Origin of the sequence: Streptomyces sp. NRRL S-340, from assembly GCF_000720185.1 — a bacterium.
In the GTDB taxonomy this organism is placed as follows: domain Bacteria; phylum Actinomycetota; class Actinomycetes; order Streptomycetales; family Streptomycetaceae; genus Streptomyces.
On sequence record NZ_JOIY01000032.1, the window covers coordinates 20,450 to 35,251 of the forward strand.

Below are 14,802 nucleotides of genomic sequence, written 5' to 3' on the forward strand. Positions count from 1 at the left end.
CCGCGCCCCGACCGGCCCCCTGACCGGCCCCCTGACCGTCGTCGAGGGGCCGGCCGGGGCAGGCCGGCGGCCCATGCACTTCCGGTTCCACGGGCTCACGCTCCGCTCGCGGCCGTCCTGGCGTGCGTTTGCCGAGCGCGTCCGTCACCCGCACGGTGGAGGTATGGGAGCGCGGGAAGGCCCCACGCTCATCGCCTCCGTGCAGCGGGCGTTCCGGCTGATGGAGGCGGTCGGGGCCCACGAGGGCGGCGCGCCGGCCAAGCAGCTGGCGCGGGAGACGGGCCTGGCCCTGGCCACCACGTACCACCTGCTGCGGACGCTGGTGCACGACGGCTACGTGCGCAAGCTCGAGGACGGCTCCTTCGTCCTCGGCGAGCGGCTGGAGGCCCTGCACGACGTCGGCGGCGCGCAGACACGGCTCACCCGGATCCGTCCGACGCTGGGATCCCTGCGGGACGACCTGTCGGCCGCCGCCTACCTCACGTTCTACGAGGACGGTGAGATCCGCGTGGCGGAGATCGTCGACGGGCCCCGCGCCCCGCGTGCAGAGCTGTGGGTGGGGTTCGAGGACGCGGGCCACGCCACCGCGCTGGGCAAGTGCGTCCTGCGCGAGCTGGACGACGAGGCACGCCAGGAGTACCTCTCCCGGCACCGCCTGGAGGACCTCACACCCCGGACGATCACCCACCGCACGGAGCTGCTGCGGCGGCTGGACGCCTGCCCCGACGCCCCGGCGGTCACCGACCTGGAGGAGTACTCCCTCGGGACCGTCTGCGTCGCCGTCCCCGTGTACCGGGGCGAGACGCTGGGCTCGCTCGGTGTCTCCCTGCGCGCGGACGGTGACCGGGCGCGCGCGATCGAGAGCGCGGGCGAGCGGCTGCTCGCGGCGGCGGAACGGGTGACGAGAGGACTCTCGCTCACCATCTGAAAATCGCACTCTTGTGGCGCGGGGAGCGGGAACCGTCTACTGGATGAAGAGCGACATACGCGGCATGCGCGATATTTCCTGCTTGTGCTGAATGTGTGGCGTGCGTCATGGAGGACGGCGAGAGAGGCGGAGAGCGAAGAGTGCGGACGGTCCCACAGCCCAGCCCGGAGAACGGCATCCTCGATCGGCCCACCACCGAGGACGGCGTCGACCGGCCCGCCCCGGAGGGCGGCGTCGACCGGTCCCCCGCGGGGGACGGCGTCCTCGGGCGGCGCGCGGAGAACGGGTGGACCGTCGTCACCGTGAGCGGCGAGGTCGACGTCTGCTCGTCGCCCGGGATCAGGCGGGCCGTCGTCCGGCTCATCGACGAGGGGCACCGGCACGTCGTCCTGGACCTGTGCCGGGTGACGTTCCTGGACTCGATGGGCCTGGGCCTGATCGTGGCGCTCACCAAGCGCCTGCGCGCGCAGGCGGGCTCGCTGGTCCTCACCTGCGACGATCCGCGCATCCTCAAGGTGTTCAAGGCCGGCGGCCTGCACGCCGTCTACGCCTTCCACGCCTCCGTCGCCGAGGCGACGCGCCGCGCCCCCGAGGGCAGCGGCCTGGCCGGCTGGCCGCACCACCGCCCCTGAACGCGGCCCGGCCGCGCCGCCCGGGGGTGAGTTCCGGACGTTCCGCCGGCGGTGCGCGCGCTTACGCCGGTGCTACGCCGCACTCGCTACTGTGCTGCCGGGCAGCAAGAACGCCCTCCCGGAGGGAGGGCGTGAGCACCGCAAGAGCGGAGCGCCCCCGGCAGGACTCGAACCTGCGGCCAAGCGCTTAGAAGGCGCCTGCTCTATCCACTGAGCTACGGGGGCCTGGTGTGGTGGCCTCTGTCGTGGTGCCGCCCCGTTGCGGGCCGTCCCGTGACGTTGCCGGGGACAAGGATAGGGCTCCCGCGTCCTTGCCCCTGCTGCTTCGCCTCCGTGGCTCGATGTGGAGGTTCAGTGAAGCGGTCCTGATAATCGCAGGCAGGTACGAATCGTGCACCGCTTTTGGTGCCTCGGGCACCGGGTGTTGTGCACTCGTTATGCCTGGACCGCGCCCTTGTCCCACTCGTCCGTTCCATCCCTTGTGTTCCGTCGGCGCGCAGACATGCTCATATGCTTCAGAATTCCCCTAAAATTGGGCATTCTTCACATGTGGTGACCTTGGACGTACGGCCTCAGCTGCTCGAAGCACTCTCCGCCCTGCGCGACCGTGTCGCCGCCGCACGCTTCCCGCTGCCCCTCCCGGGCGCCCCCCGCGCGCGGTCCAACCGCGACGAACTGCTCGCCCAGCTCGACGACTACCTGGTGCCCCGGCTCAAGGAGCCCGACGCGCCGCTGCTGGCCGTCGTCGGAGGATCCACCGGGGCGGGCAAGTCCACGCTCGTCAACTCCCTTGTCGGGAGACGGGTCAGCGAGGCGGGAGTCCTGCGGCCGACGACCAGGACCCCCGTACTGGTGTGTCATCCGGAGGACCACCACTGGTTCAGCGGCATGCGCGTCCTGCCCGACCTCGCGCGTGTGTGGGTGCCCCGCCAGGACCCCGGAGCCGGACCGGTCGTCGACGAACTGCCGGAGCCGCCGGGACCCGAGGACGAACCCGCGCGCGTGCTGCGCGTCGAGACGGTGGAGACCGTGCCCCCCGGACTCGCCCTCCTCGACGCGCCGGACATCGACTCCCTGATCGCCGAGAACCGGGCCCTGGCCGCCGAGCTGATCTGCGCCGCCGACATCTGGGTCATGGTCACCACGGCCGCGCGCTACGCGGACGCCGTCCCCTGGCACCTGCTGCGCACCGCCAAGGAGTACGACGCCACCCTCGTGACCGTGCTGGACCGGGTGCCGCACCAGGTCGTCTCCGAGGTCTCCCGGCAGTACGGGGCCCTGCTCGCCAAGGCCGGGCTCGGCGACGTGCCCCGGTTCACGGTGCCCGAACTGCCCGAGTCGGCCTGGGGCGGCGGACTGCTGCCCGCCACCGCCGTCGCACCGCTGCGCACCTGGCTCGTCCACCAGGCGCAGGACCCCGCGGCCCGCCAGTACGCGATGGCCCGCACGGCCCACGGCCTGATCGACTCGCTCAAGTCCCGGATGCCGGAACTGGCCGGTGCCGCCGCCGCACAGCACTCGGCCGCCCTGCGGCTCATCTCCGCCGTGGACAGCGCCTACGACGGCGAGTACGCCCGCCTTCGGGGCCGGCTGCAGGCGGGCGCCGTGCTCGCCGGGGACGCCCTCAAACGCTGGCGCGCCTACCCGCTGGACTGCACCGCGGGCGAACTGCTCGACGCGCTCGTGGAGAGCCTCGGCGCCCTGCTGCTGTGCGCGGTGACCGCCGCCGACGAGCGCATCGACGACGCCTGGCGGCGCGAACCGGCCGCGGCCGCACCGGGCCTGGCCGACCACCCCCCCGCCGCGGAGAGCGCGGAGCACCGCATCGGACTGGCCGTACGGCGCTGGCGGCGGGAGCTGGAGGAGTACGCCGAGGACGAGGTGCGCGAACTGGACCGCAGCGTCGCACCGGACCCCGAGGTCGTCGCCGCCCTGGCCGCCACCGGGCTGCTGGGGGGCCGCCGGGGGCGGGCCGCGGGGGAGGGGCTCGCCGAACGGATCGGCGCGCACGGCGCCCTGCGGCTGCGCGACCGCGCCGGGCGGCTGCTCGCCGACTACCTGGACCGGGTGATGCACGCCGAACGGGAGCGGCGGCTGGCCCCGCTCGACGCCCTGGAGGTGCATCCCGAGCCCCAGGCCGAACTCATCGCCGCGCTGTCCGTACTGCTGAAGGAGAGGTGACCGGTGACCGCCGTCACTGACCAGGACCGAACGGAAAACACCGAACGCACCGCACGTACGGGGCGCGCGGACCACACGGAGGGCACGGTCCCCGCCGACGGACACGGGATGCGGGACCCGGGGAGCCCGGCCCCCGGGCGCTTCCAGGGCTCCCGCGAGAGAGCGGAGGGCTCGGACAGGGTGGACGGCAACGTCATGAGGGACGCGGGCGAGCGGAGGGGCGGCGGGGACGACAGAGACGGCAGAGGCCTCAGAGGCGCCGGGGACGGCAGGGGCGGTGCGCCGGCGCCGGGTGCCGCACTCGTCCAGCACGCCGACGGACCGGGGACGCGGGAGGCCGGCACCCACGGCATCCGGTACTCGGACGGGCGTGGGGACCGGTACGCGGACGGGCGGGAGGGCGGGCACGCGCACGGGCACGCGGAAGTGCGGGGGGACGGGCACTCGGCGGGCCACGGGGACCGGTACGCCGACCGGTCCGCGGAGCGCCCCGACCGGCACGCGCGCGGGAAGGACGACGACGCACCGGGCCGCACCGGATCCGACGGGGCCTGGGACGACGGTCTCATCGCCCGCCGCGTCACCGAGACCGGAACGAGCGCCGCCGACCTCGTCCCCGTCGAGCCGCGCCCCGCCCGGCCGCTGCCCGTGCCCCCGCTCGCCTACGACGGACCGCTGAGGTCGCGGCTGGACGCGCTGCGCGAACTCGTCGGCCTGTCCCGCACCCGTCTGGACAACCGCACCCTCGCCGAAGCGGGACGGGTCCTCGACGAGGCGGCGGCGCGCCGCCGGCTGTCCGGACAGCACACCGTCGTCGCCATCGCGGGGGCCACCGGCAGCGGCAAGTCCCAGCTGTTCAACGCCCTCGCGGGCGTGCCGATCTCGGAGACCGGCGTCCGCCGGCCGACCACCGCCGCGCCCATCGCGTGCAGCTGGAGCGACGGCGCGGCCAGCCTCATCGACCGGCTCGGCATCCCCGGCCGGCTGCGCAGGCGCCCCGTCCAGGGCCCCGACGCCGATCCGCAGCTGCGCGGGCTCGTCCTGGTCGACCTGCCCGACCACGACTCGGCCGCCGTGCAGCACAGGGAGCACGTGGACCGCATCCTCGGGCTGGTCGACGCGGTCATCTGGGTGGTCGATCCGGAGAAGTACGCGGACGCCGTCCTGCACGAGCGCTACCTGCGCCCCCTGGCGGGCCACGCCGAGGTCATGTTCGTCGTCCTCAACCAGATCGACCGGCTGCCCGGCGAGGCCGCCGACCAGGTCCTCGACGACCTGCGGCGGCTGCTCGACGAGGACGGCATCGCCCTCGGGGAGTACGGCGAACCGGGCGCGACCGTCCTCGCGCTCTCCGCGCTCACCGGCGACGGCATCGGCGAACTGAGGGAATCGCTCGGCCAGTTCGTGGCCGAGCGGGGCGCCGCGGCCCGGCGCATCGCCGCCGACGTCGACGCGGCGGCGGCCCATCTGCGGCCCGTGTACGCCACCGGACGGCGGGCCGGGCTCAGCGAGGAGGCGCGGGAGGAGTTCGCGGCCCGTCTCGCGGACGCGGTGGGCGCCACCGCCGCGGGCGAGGCGGCCGAACGCGCCTGGCTGCGCAACGCCGGCCGGGCGTGCGGCACCCCGTGGCTGCGGCTGTGGCGCTGGTACCAGGACCGGCGCGAACCCCCCACCGGGCGGCTGCCGGTGCGCGCGCAGCCCGACGAGGAGGCCACGGCGCGCCAGCGCGTCGAACAGGCCGTGCGCACGGTGGCCGAACGGGCCGCGGCCGGGCTCCCGGCGCCGTGGGCGCAGGCGGTCCGCGAGGCCGCGGTGCGCGGCGCCCAGGGACTGCCCGAGGCGCTGGACGAACTGGCGGCCCGGGCCGGGCTGCCCCCGGGGCGTCCGCCGCGGCCGGGCTGGTGGCCGGCCGCCGTCCTGGCCCAGGCGTCGATGACGATCCTCCAGGTCGTCGGCGGCCTGTGGCTGGTCGGCCAGATCGCCGGCGTCCTGTCCCCGAACCTCGGTGTGCCGGTGCTGCTGATGATCGCCGGGATCGTCGGCGGGCCGCTCGTGGAATGGAGCTGCCGCATCGCGGCCCGCGGCCCGGCCAGACGGTACGGGCAGGAGGCGGAGCGCCGGTTGCGGGAGGCGGCCGGGGGATGCGGCCGGGCCCGGGTACTGGATCCGGTGGCGGCGGAACTCCTGCGCTACCGGGAGGTGCGCGAGCAGTACTCCCGGGTGACCGGGGCGGGAGTGGCCGCGGGAGTGGTGCCGGGGGCGCGGTGAGGCAGGGATGCCGTGCGCCTCACGGTGAGGGCCGAGAGGCCATGCCGAGAGGTGAGGCAGACGGGTGAGACCGGGACAGGCGGCGGGGGCTTCGGGCGGGGGCGTGAGCCACCGCCCGGTCAGGGCCTTTCACCTGTTCGGGTGAGGGAGTTGTCCACAGGCGGGCGGTGGTCCACAGGTCTCTGCGGGCCCGTCCCGGCGGCGGCAGTCTGGTGCCGCGGCGATCGCGGCGGACGCGGTCGGCGCGGCAGACGCAGCCGTACGGGACGGCCCCGTACGCGTGTCCGCCCGGCCCGGACGGGCCGGGCGAGGGAGGGGAAGACGATGAACGAGACGACGGTCTGCGTGGTCGGGAACGTGGCGACGCAGCCGGTGTACCGGGAGCCGGCGTCGGGCGCGTCGGCGCGCTTCCGGCTGGCGGTCACCTCGCGCTACTGGGACCGGGAGAAGAGCGCCTGGACCGACGGGCACACCAACTTCTTCACGGTCTGGGCCAACCGCCAGCTCGCCACGAACGCGATGGCGTCGCTGAACGTGGGCGACCCCGTGCTCGTCCAGGGCCGGCTGAAGGTGCGTACGGAGACCCGCGACGGCACCAGCCGCACATCGGCCGACATCGACGCCGTGGCGATCGGGCACGACCTGGCGCGGGGGACGGCGGCGTTCCGGCGGACGACGGGCAGGCCGGAGCCCGGCACGGCCGGCGCTCCGGCACCACACGACCCGGCGCGGCCCGAACCGTCCTGGGAGACCCCGGGGCCGGCCCCGGCCGGACCACCGGCGGAGCGGGCGGGCCGGCCGGAGCGCGCACCGGCCGCGGTGACGTGACGACGCGGGGCGGCCGGTCCCGGGCTCCGAGGCCGGCCGCCCCGCGCCTCCCCATCGCCTCGCGCGCCGAGCGCCGTCGCGGCACCCGCCCGACAAAGCAGGTCGGGACGGATTTGTCGATACCGGCCGTTCACCGGGGCGGCGGGCGGCGATAACGATTCCGATTCGGATCAGCCACCTGACGACCTGACAGCAAGTGCCGCAGTGAGGGGTCCATAGGATGCCGAGGTAGCTCTCTGGGCTTGGAGATTCTGCTGGTGGGACCGCACCCCCACATGAACGGGTCCTGCTCGAAGGGGAATTCTGTGTGTGCTTCGTACTCCGCGCGGTCCGTGCGCGGGCGGCGGGCGGCCGGTCTCGCCGCCGTGGCCCTGACCTCCGGACTCGTCGCCGCCGGTGTCCTGGCCGCCGCCGGCCCGGCCGCCGCCGACGGGACGCCGCAGAGCCAGGGCGGGGCCACCGCCACCATGAGCGGCCTGAAGACGTACGGCGCCGCGGTCCTGCACGACGAGAGCGGTGACCACCAGATCTCCGCGGGGCTGTTCGAAATGGCCGTGGACGGCGGCGGCATGCTGCAGACGTACTGCGTCGACATCCACAATCCCACGCAGAAGGACGCCAAGTACCAGGAGACGCCCTGGAGCGGCACCTCGCTCGGCGCCAACAAGAACGCCGGGAAGATCCGCTGGATCCTGAACCACTCCTACCCCCAGGTGAACGACCTGGCGGCACTGGCCGCGAAGGCAGGGGTCAAGAACCTCACCGAGCAGGACGCGGCGACGGGCACCCAGGTGGCGATCTGGCGCTACTCCGACGGCGCGCGCGTGGACGCCGCCGACGCCCGGGCCGAGAAGCTCGCGGACTACCTGCACAGCAGCGCGCGCGACCTGGCCGAGCCGAAGGCCTCGCTCAGTCTCGACCCGCCCGCCGTCTCCGGCCATCCCGGGCGGCGGCTGGGCCCGGTGACCGTCCGCACCGACGCGAACAGCGTGACGGTGGTGCCCCCGGTGGACGCCGGCGGCGTGCGGATCGTCGGCAAGGACGGCAAGCCGGTCACCTCGGCCAGGAACGGCAGCAGGCTGTACTTCGACGTGCCGAAGACTTCCGCCGCCGGAGCTGACGGCGCCTCCCCGGCACCGGGCGACGCGGCGGGCTCGGCGGAGCTGACCGTCCAGGCGTCCACCACCGTGCCGGTCGGCCGCGCCTTCACCTCCGACAGCCGCAGCCAGACGCAGATCCTGGCCGGTTCCAGCGAGTCGACGGTCTCCGCGACCGCCGTCGCCACCTGGGCCGACAAGGGCGCCATACCGGCCCTGTCGGCGCAGAAGGACTGCGCCGAGGGCGCCCTGGACATCAGGGTGACGAACAAGGGCGACCAGCCGTACACCTTCGAGCTGATGGGCACCGGCCACAGCGTCCCCGCGGGCAGGACCCGTACGATCGCGGTCCCGCTGCAGGAGGACCAGGCCTACGACTTCACGCTCACCGGCCCGGACGGCCGGGGTCAGCGCTTCACCGGCGTCCTCGACTGCAAGACGCAGGGCGCCGCGATCGGCACGAAGACCCAGACGCTCGGCGAGCCCGTCCCGGCCCCGGCCAAGGCGGGCGCGGTCCCCGACGGCACGAACCTCGCCGAGACCGGCGGCACCGACACGACCCCCCTGATCGCCGCCATCGGCCTCAGCCTCCTGGTGCTCGGCGCCACGGCCCTGAGCATCGTCCGCAAGAAGAAGACCGCCGACCACTGACGAACCCGCCCGCACCGGCCTCGACGGCCAGGCACCTTCGCGGCTCTTAAGAGCGCCGGGCGGGTCAGTGCCGTACCGAGGAGCCGGGCCACCGGCTCCGCGGCCGGCGTGCGTCAGACCTGGGGAGGTGCCGACGCCCACCAGGTGGTGAGGCGGGCAGCCATGCCGTCGACGTCGTAGGGGTGGCTCAGACCGAAGTGGTCCGTCAGCTCGTGGGACAGGAAAATCCGCAGTTCCGTCCGGTCGGCTCCACGCCTCAGACGATCAAGGAGCGGGGGGATGAGGCAGTCGTACTCGTCCTGGACAGGATCCTCGTCCTGTTCAAGATCGATCACGCCGATCGGGTCCCACTCGTTGAGCAGGCGCCGCAGCCCGGCCCGCACCTCCGCCGCTGTCATGGCGCGACGATGTCATGTCCGCCGAGTGACCGGACACCGGGGCTTCCCCGGCCGCCCCGGGCCGGGTGAGGGCGCCCGTGGGCGGCCACGGGTGAGGATGAGCGGCAGTGAGGGGCGCGGCGCGGCCGACGACGGGGAGAGCGCGATGCGTTCTGGGTCGGCCACCGGGCCATCGGGCAACCGGGCTGGCGAGCACATACGGAAACACCGGCAGGAACGGTGCCGGGAACGGGAGGACAGTGAGCAGGGAACTACGAGGAACGAGCCGACCGCCCACGAGGCACCTGAACTACTCCTCCGTAGATCAGCCTCGGAGAAAGCCGCGGTGTCCTTAGCTTCCTAGACTCAGGGCTCGTCCACGCGACCGTTCAGATGGAAGAGAAGCCACTCAAGCCAATCAGCCGTGACGCCCATAGATGAGGCCCAATCATGCATGGAGCTGACGTAGGCAACGTATCGGGTTGGCCAGTGGCGTGTGCCGGCCGCCTTCCAACTGATCCACCCGAGGGCGTTAAGCGAGCTGAAGACCCGGTCGTCGAGGATCAAGGCCCGGTCGCATGAGGCGTCGCGGTCGTCCACGGCCGCGAACCACTTGGTGAAGAAGGACCGCCCCACCCCCTTGAGGGCGAACTGCCGGTAGGCCTCGCTCAGGTCGCCGTCTCTGACCGCTTCGCGCGTGGTCCGGAGGACAGCGGGCATGCGCGCGTCGGACAAAGCAGCTTCTGTATAGCGTGGCCCACGTCCGTTCGTGGTGCCCGAGCCCCAGATCATGACGGCCACGAACAGGTCACGCAGACTGTCGGGATCGTCGCCCCTGGCGCGGTCACGGAGATGAGCCAGGTCGCCCCGGCTTATGAGACGGTCGCCGCTCGACCCGCTCGCACACCCGACGCCGATATCGAGTACATGCGCCGCTCCGTGCGACTCCAACCGCGGACGCCACGTTTCCGGGCGGAAGCGCACGGGCTTCTGTTGGCAATCCCCGTAACGGGCAACGAGCTTTCGAAGCTGCTCCATCACGCTCCCCCTGGCTGTGACGGCGGCGTGTCGTGAGCCACAGCGTATGGGAGGAGATGCCATGAGAGTCACCTATCGGCGATGACGGACGTACCAGCCCACTGCCAGCACGATCAAAACGGACAGAACGAACGCCCAAACGGTGGTTGCCGCATGGTAGGAGTGATACACCAGAGCGAGAGCATGCATGGACGGATACCCGGCCTGCGGTACGGCATCCCCGCACCGCAACCGCACCAGACCGAGCTGGGATCAGCGGGGAACTAAGGTGAAGGCGGCGAGGCGCGACCATTCCATGGCTCAGACGTTCGCCCGGAGCAGATGCCGCACCAGCCGCTAATGACCGCCACTTCCCGAGCTGAGAGCTGTTCCAACGTAAGCCAAGAGCGAGATAGGCCCATGGCGCCTGAGCAGGTCAGAGCCGTGGGCCTTCTCAGGCTCGCAGGTGAGCCAGGCCGTTGGTCAGGGGACGGGCAAAGAGAGCGGAACGGGCTCCGCGACCTTGCAGACGGTCATCGAAAGTGTTCGCCGTGGCTGGTACCTACTCGGAGCGTGTCCCGCAGAGAGCCGGTCAGTCCGGCGGTCGAAGCCCGCAGTTCTTCCGTATCGGAGTCCGAGTCGGCGAGTACGTCTCGCGCATGCCGCAGCATCACGGCAGCCATGCCGAGCTACTGGAAGGACGCGCGGGTTCGGGTACCTACGTCGCCGAGGCCCGGCAGCGCGTTCGGGTCGTGCGTTCCTCGGCGCGTGAGCAGCCCACCGGGTCCCCGTTCCGCGCGGACATGAAGGCCGCGGGCAAGCAAGAGGATTGGAAGAGCAGGATCGACGCCAAAGTTCCGGCGCCGGCGGACATCGCGGCCCGGCTCGGTATCGCCGAAGGAGACCTGTGCGTCCGGACGGCGTACGAGTTCCTGGGCGACGGCAGGCCGGTGCAGTTGTCGACGAGCTGGGAGCCGTACGACCTCACCGCCGGCACCCTCGTCGTCCTCCCCGAAGGGGGCCCGCAGGCCGGGCGGGCATCGTGAACCGTATCGCCGCGATCGGTGTCACCTCAGCCACGCCGTGGAGCGGCCCGAGCCCCGGCAGGTCACCGCCGAGGAGGCATCCCTGCCCGGCATCCAGAAGGCCGCGCTTGTCACCCACGTCCGGCGGACCTACTACAGCGACCAAGGACGGCCCGTGGAGACGGCGGACGTCATCGTGCCCGCCGCTCACTGCGAGATCGTCTACGAGATCCCGGTCGACCGTCAGCCGGCGCCCTCAGCGGCGAGCCAGTCGCCGAGCGCCGCGAAGTCGGCGTCTCCGAGTCCTCGAGCCGGGTCGACGCGATGAAGCAGCGACGGCCCAGGATGCTGGGCACTGACCCACAAGCGATCCATGGCGCTGATTTCGTCGTCGACCCAGATGAACGGTCGACCGTCGGCCCACTCGACCAAGGGGCGGGTCTTCCAGTGCAGACCCCGGGGTCCGCTCTCGGCGCCGGTGTCCGGCCACTCCACCACGGGCAGCCTCGGTAGCCCCAGGCGCGGAGCGACGGCCTCGTTCGCGTCCTCCAGCCACGTCGTGGCCCACACGAGCTGGCAGCCCAGGGCCAGGAGGCGCCATCCCGTGCGGGGGTCCAGTCGATCAAGCAGAGGGTTCCCTTGATCGACAGACGTCGGGGAGCCGTACGACGCACCGAACGGAACGAGCGGACCATCGACGTCGAGGAAGAGGACGGGGGGCTCCGCCGCGCTGGTCATGGCGGCACGATAGCCCGGAGCGGTGCCGGCGGGACTCTGTTTCCCGGGCCGCCCTGGGCCGTCCCTGGGCCGTGCGAGGGTGCCCGAGGCCACCCAACGGCGACCGACAGTGACAGGCGCCCCTCAGTCACCACCGGCGAAACCCCAGCTCAGAGCCCCGCCGCCCTACTGGTTTCCATCCAGGGGTGGCGGTCAGGCAAGATGGGGTGTATCTGCCCACTGCCAGATTCAAGCTGCCGGACGGTTTCTCTTGGCTGAGTTCATTTACACCATGCGCAAGGCGCGCAAGGCGCACGGCGACAAGGTGATCCTCGACGACGTCACCCTGAATTTCCTTCCGGGTGCCAAGATCGGCGTCGTCGGCCCGAACGGTGCCGGTAAGTCGACCGTGCTGAAGATCATGGCGGGGCTCGAGCAGCCCTCCAACGGTGACGCGTTCCTGTCGCCCGGTTACAGCGTCGGCATCCTGCTCCAGGAGCCCCCGCTGAACGAGGAGAAGACGGTCCTGGAGAACGTCCAGGAGGGCGTCGCCGAGGTCAAGGGCAAGCTCGACCGGTTCAACGAGATCGCCGAGCAGATGGCGACCGACTACTCGGACGCGCTGCTCGAGGAGATGGGCAAGCTCCAGGAGGAGCTGGACCACGCCAACGCCTGGGACCTCGACGCCCAGCTGGAGCAGGCCATGGACGCCCTGGGCTGCCCGCCCGGCGACTGGCCCGTGGTCAACCTCTCCGGTGGCGAGAAGCGCCGCGTGGCGCTGTGCAAGCTGCTGCTGGAGGCCCCCGACCTGCTGCTGCTCGACGAGCCCACCAACCACCTCGACGCCGAGTCGGTGAACTGGCTGGAGCAGCACCTCGCCAAGTACGAGGGCACCGTCGTCGCCGTCACCCACGACCGGTACTTCCTGGACAACGTCGCCGGGTGGATCTGCGAGGTCGACCGCGGCCGCCTGCACGGCTACGAGGGCAACTACTCCAAGTACCTGGAGACCAAGGCCGCCCGCCTCAAGGTCGAGGGCCAGAAGGACGCCAAGCGGCAGAAGCGGCTCAAGGAAGAGCTGGAGTGGGTGCGGTCGAACGCCAAGGGGCGGCAGGCCAAGTCCAAGGCGCGTCTGGCGCGCTACGAGGAGATGGCCGCCGAGGCGGACAAGATGCGCAAGCTGGACTTCGAGGAGATCCAGATCCCGCCGGGCCCCCGCCTGGGCAACGTGGTCGTCGAGGTGAACGACCTGCACAAGGGCTTCGGCGACAAGGTCCTCGTCGACGGCCTGTCCTTCACCCTCCCGCGCAACGGCATCGTGGGTGTCATCGGCCCGAACGGCGCCGGCAAGACCACCCTGTTCAAGATGATCCAGGGCCTGGAGACACCGGACACCGGCGACATCAAGGTCGGCGAGACCGTCAAGATCTCCTACGTCGACCAGACCCGCGCCAACATCGACCCCAAGAAGACGCTGTGGGAGGTCGTGTCCGACGGGCTCGACTACATCAACGTCGGCCAGGTCGAGATGCCGTCGCGGGCGTACGTCTCCGCGTTCGGCTTCAAGGGCCCGGACCAGCAGAAGCCGGCCGGCGTCCTCTCCGGCGGCGAGCGCAACCGCCTCAACCTCGCGCTCACCCTCAAGCAGGGCGGCAACCTGCTGCTCCTCGACGAGCCCACCAACGACCTCGACGTCGAGACCCTCTCCAGCCTGGAGAACGCGCTGCTCGAGTTCCCCGGCTGCGCCGTCGTCGTCTCCCACGACCGGTGGTTCCTCGACCGCGTGGCGACGCACATCCTCGCCTACGAGGGTGACTCCAAGTGGTTCTGGTTCGAGGGCAACTTCGAGTCGTACGAGAAGAACAAGATCGAGCGGCTCGGCCCGGACGCCGCCCGCCCGCACCGTGCCACCTACAAGAAGCTGACCCGGGGCTGAGCCGGCAGATGCGCCACACATACCGCTGCCCCCTGCGCTGGGCGGACATGGACGCGTACGGCCACGTCAACAACGTGGTCTTCCTCCGCTACCTGGAGGAGGCCCGTATCGACTTCCTGTTCCGCCCGGACAAGCAGTTCAAGCAGGGGTCCGTGGTGGCGCGCCACGAGATCGACTACAAGCGGCAGCTCGTCCACCGGCACGAGCCGGTGGACATCGAGCTGTGGGTCACCGAGATCAGGGCCGCCTCCTTCACCCTCGGCTACGAGGTGAAGGACGGCGACCAGGTCTACGTCCGGGCCTCCACGGTGATCGTGCCGTTCGACTTCGAGGCGCAGCGGCCCCGCAGGCTCACCGAGGAGGAGCGCGAGTTCCTGCGCGAGTACCGGGACACGGACGAGGAGGAGGCCGTCGCCGCATGACGGTGCTCCACCTCGCCGACGAGACGGAGGCGGCCGACCTCGCCGCCTTCCTCTCCCGGCTGCTCCACTACGACCGGGCCGCCGCCGTCCGCCTCCAAGCGGCCGGGACGGCCCTGGCGGTGTTCGGGCGGCCGGCCTCCTTCGAGGTGCTGGCCGTACGCGCGGTCGCTCTGGCCAAGCCCTACGAGGACGGGCTCGCCGTCGCCCTCGACGTGACCGTCTCCGCGGGGGAACTCCTGGAGTCCGTCGACGAGAAGGCGGCAACGGCCGCCGTCCCGGCCGCGGTGACCGGGCCGCCGTGGGCGGGCGTGCTGCCCCCGCGCGGCGGCTGGCGGGCGGAGCGGGGGCTTCCCCCGGCCGACTCCCTGCGCGCCCTGGTCTCCGGGGCCGTCGCCGAGTTCCGCGCCCGCACGGAGGAACTGGCGCCAGAGGCCCGTACCCGCGGTGAACTCGACCGGATCGGGCGGGAGATCTGGTCCCGGACGGTCGCGCCGACCGGGCTGCCCGTGCGGGCCGTGCACGCCGCGCAGTCCCTCGGTTTCCTGCGGCCGGCCGCGCCCGTCGGCGCCGCCGGCCCCCTCGGCGGCCCGCCCGCCGCGCCGGACGGCCTCGCGCTGTTCTCGTCGGGCGCCTGGCTCCGGCTGCGCACTCCGTACGGGTCGATAGCCGTACGGCGGGCCGGCCTCGGCACGCTGGGCGTCAGCGTCCGCTGAGACGGCGCCG

At 72.2% G+C, this 14,802-nt stretch carries 12 protein-coding genes, 1 tRNA gene and 1 pseudogene; 10 read left to right on the forward strand and 4 right to left on the reverse strand.

Annotated elements, in window-relative coordinates; translation table 11 throughout:
- Nucleotides 1–163: 163 nt before the first annotated feature.
- Nucleotides 164–928, forward strand: a complete 765-nt coding sequence (locus tag IG64_RS24015) for an IclR family transcriptional regulator (protein WP_037859716.1) — start codon at nt 164–166, stop codon at nt 926–928.
- A gap of 140 nt (nt 929–1,068) precedes the next feature.
- The gene (locus IG64_RS42360) at nt 1,069–1,560 is read left to right on the forward strand and encodes an STAS domain-containing protein (protein ID WP_324609589.1); all 492 of its coding nucleotides are present in this window, start codon (nt 1,069–1,071) and stop codon (nt 1,558–1,560) included.
- A gap of 152 nt (nt 1,561–1,712) precedes the next feature.
- On the opposite strand, the gene IG64_RS24025 is transcribed toward IG64_RS42360, so the two are convergent.
- Nucleotides 1,713–1,785 (reverse strand) — tRNA-Arg (locus IG64_RS24025).
- 324 nt (nt 1,786–2,109) lie between these two features.
- On the opposite strand from IG64_RS24025, the gene IG64_RS24030 reads away from it, so the two are divergent.
- From IG64_RS24030 to IG64_RS24045, 4 genes are all read left to right on the forward strand, one after another.
- Entirely contained in the window at nt 2,110–3,741 is a 1,632-nt protein-coding gene (locus IG64_RS24030; RefSeq protein ID WP_037859720.1) for a dynamin family protein, read from the forward strand.
- 108 nt (nt 3,742–3,849) lie between these two features.
- Nucleotides 3,850–6,009 (forward strand): GTPase, encoded by a 2,160-nt coding sequence (locus tag IG64_RS24035; protein ID WP_420709971.1) that lies wholly within the window; start codon nt 3,850–3,852, stop codon nt 6,007–6,009.
- Between the two features lie 324 nt (nt 6,010–6,333).
- Nucleotides 6,334–6,837, forward strand: a complete 504-nt coding sequence (locus tag IG64_RS24040) for a single-stranded DNA-binding protein (RefSeq protein WP_037859725.1) — start codon at nt 6,334–6,336, stop codon at nt 6,835–6,837.
- A 275-nt stretch (nt 6,838–7,112) separates the two neighbouring features.
- Nucleotides 7,113–8,585, forward strand: coding sequence for a Cys-Gln thioester bond-forming surface protein (locus IG64_RS24045; RefSeq protein ID WP_199811649.1), 1,473 nt, complete (start codon nt 7,113–7,115; stop codon nt 8,583–8,585).
- A 113-nt stretch (nt 8,586–8,698) separates the two neighbouring features.
- On the opposite strand, the gene IG64_RS24050 is transcribed toward IG64_RS24045, so the two are convergent.
- Both IG64_RS24050 and IG64_RS24055 read right to left on the reverse strand, forming a co-directional pair.
- Nucleotides 8,699–8,983 carry a hypothetical protein gene (locus IG64_RS24050; RefSeq protein ID WP_037859732.1) on the reverse strand — a complete coding sequence of 95 codons (285 nt, stop codon included), beginning with the start codon at nt 8,981–8,983 and terminating at the stop codon, nt 8,699–8,701.
- A gap of 345 nt (nt 8,984–9,328) precedes the next feature.
- A complete protein-coding gene (locus IG64_RS24055; protein WP_037859735.1) occupies nt 9,329–10,000 on the reverse strand; it encodes a hypothetical protein in 672 nt (223 codons plus the stop codon).
- Nucleotides 10,001–10,605: 605 nt separating this feature from the next.
- Here IG64_RS24055 and IG64_RS24060 point away from each other — a divergent pair.
- Nucleotides 10,606–11,248, forward strand: a pseudogene (locus tag IG64_RS24060) (UTRA domain-containing protein); the annotation flags it as partial.
- Here the strand turns inward: IG64_RS24060 and IG64_RS24065 are convergent.
- The gene (locus IG64_RS24065) at nt 11,248–11,742 is read right to left on the reverse strand and encodes an HAD domain-containing protein (protein WP_037859737.1); all 495 of its coding nucleotides are present in this window, start codon (nt 11,740–11,742) and stop codon (nt 11,248–11,250) included. The pseudogene IG64_RS24060 and the gene IG64_RS24065 overlap by 1 nt on opposite strands.
- Nucleotides 11,743–11,992: 250 nt before the next feature.
- Here IG64_RS24065 and ettA point away from each other — a divergent pair, with 250 nt between their 5' ends.
- Genes ettA through IG64_RS24080 form a run of 3 tightly spaced genes read left to right on the forward strand, consistent with a single transcriptional unit; the run spans nt 11,993 to nt 14,792 of the window.
- Nucleotides 11,993–13,657 carry an energy-dependent translational throttle protein EttA gene (gene ettA / locus IG64_RS24070; protein WP_037859740.1) on the forward strand — a complete coding sequence of 555 codons (1,665 nt, stop codon included), beginning with the start codon at nt 11,993–11,995 and terminating at the stop codon, nt 13,655–13,657.
- Nucleotides 13,658–13,665: 8 nt separating this feature from the next.
- A complete protein-coding gene (locus IG64_RS24075) occupies nt 13,666–14,079 on the forward strand; it encodes an acyl-CoA thioesterase (protein ID WP_037859742.1) in 414 nt (137 codons plus the stop codon).
- Nucleotides 14,076–14,792, forward strand: coding sequence for a hypothetical protein (locus IG64_RS24080; protein ID WP_037859745.1), 717 nt, complete (start codon nt 14,076–14,078; stop codon nt 14,790–14,792). Before IG64_RS24075 ends, IG64_RS24080 begins: the two co-directional genes overlap by 4 nt.
- Nucleotides 14,793–14,802 lie beyond the last annotated feature (10 nt).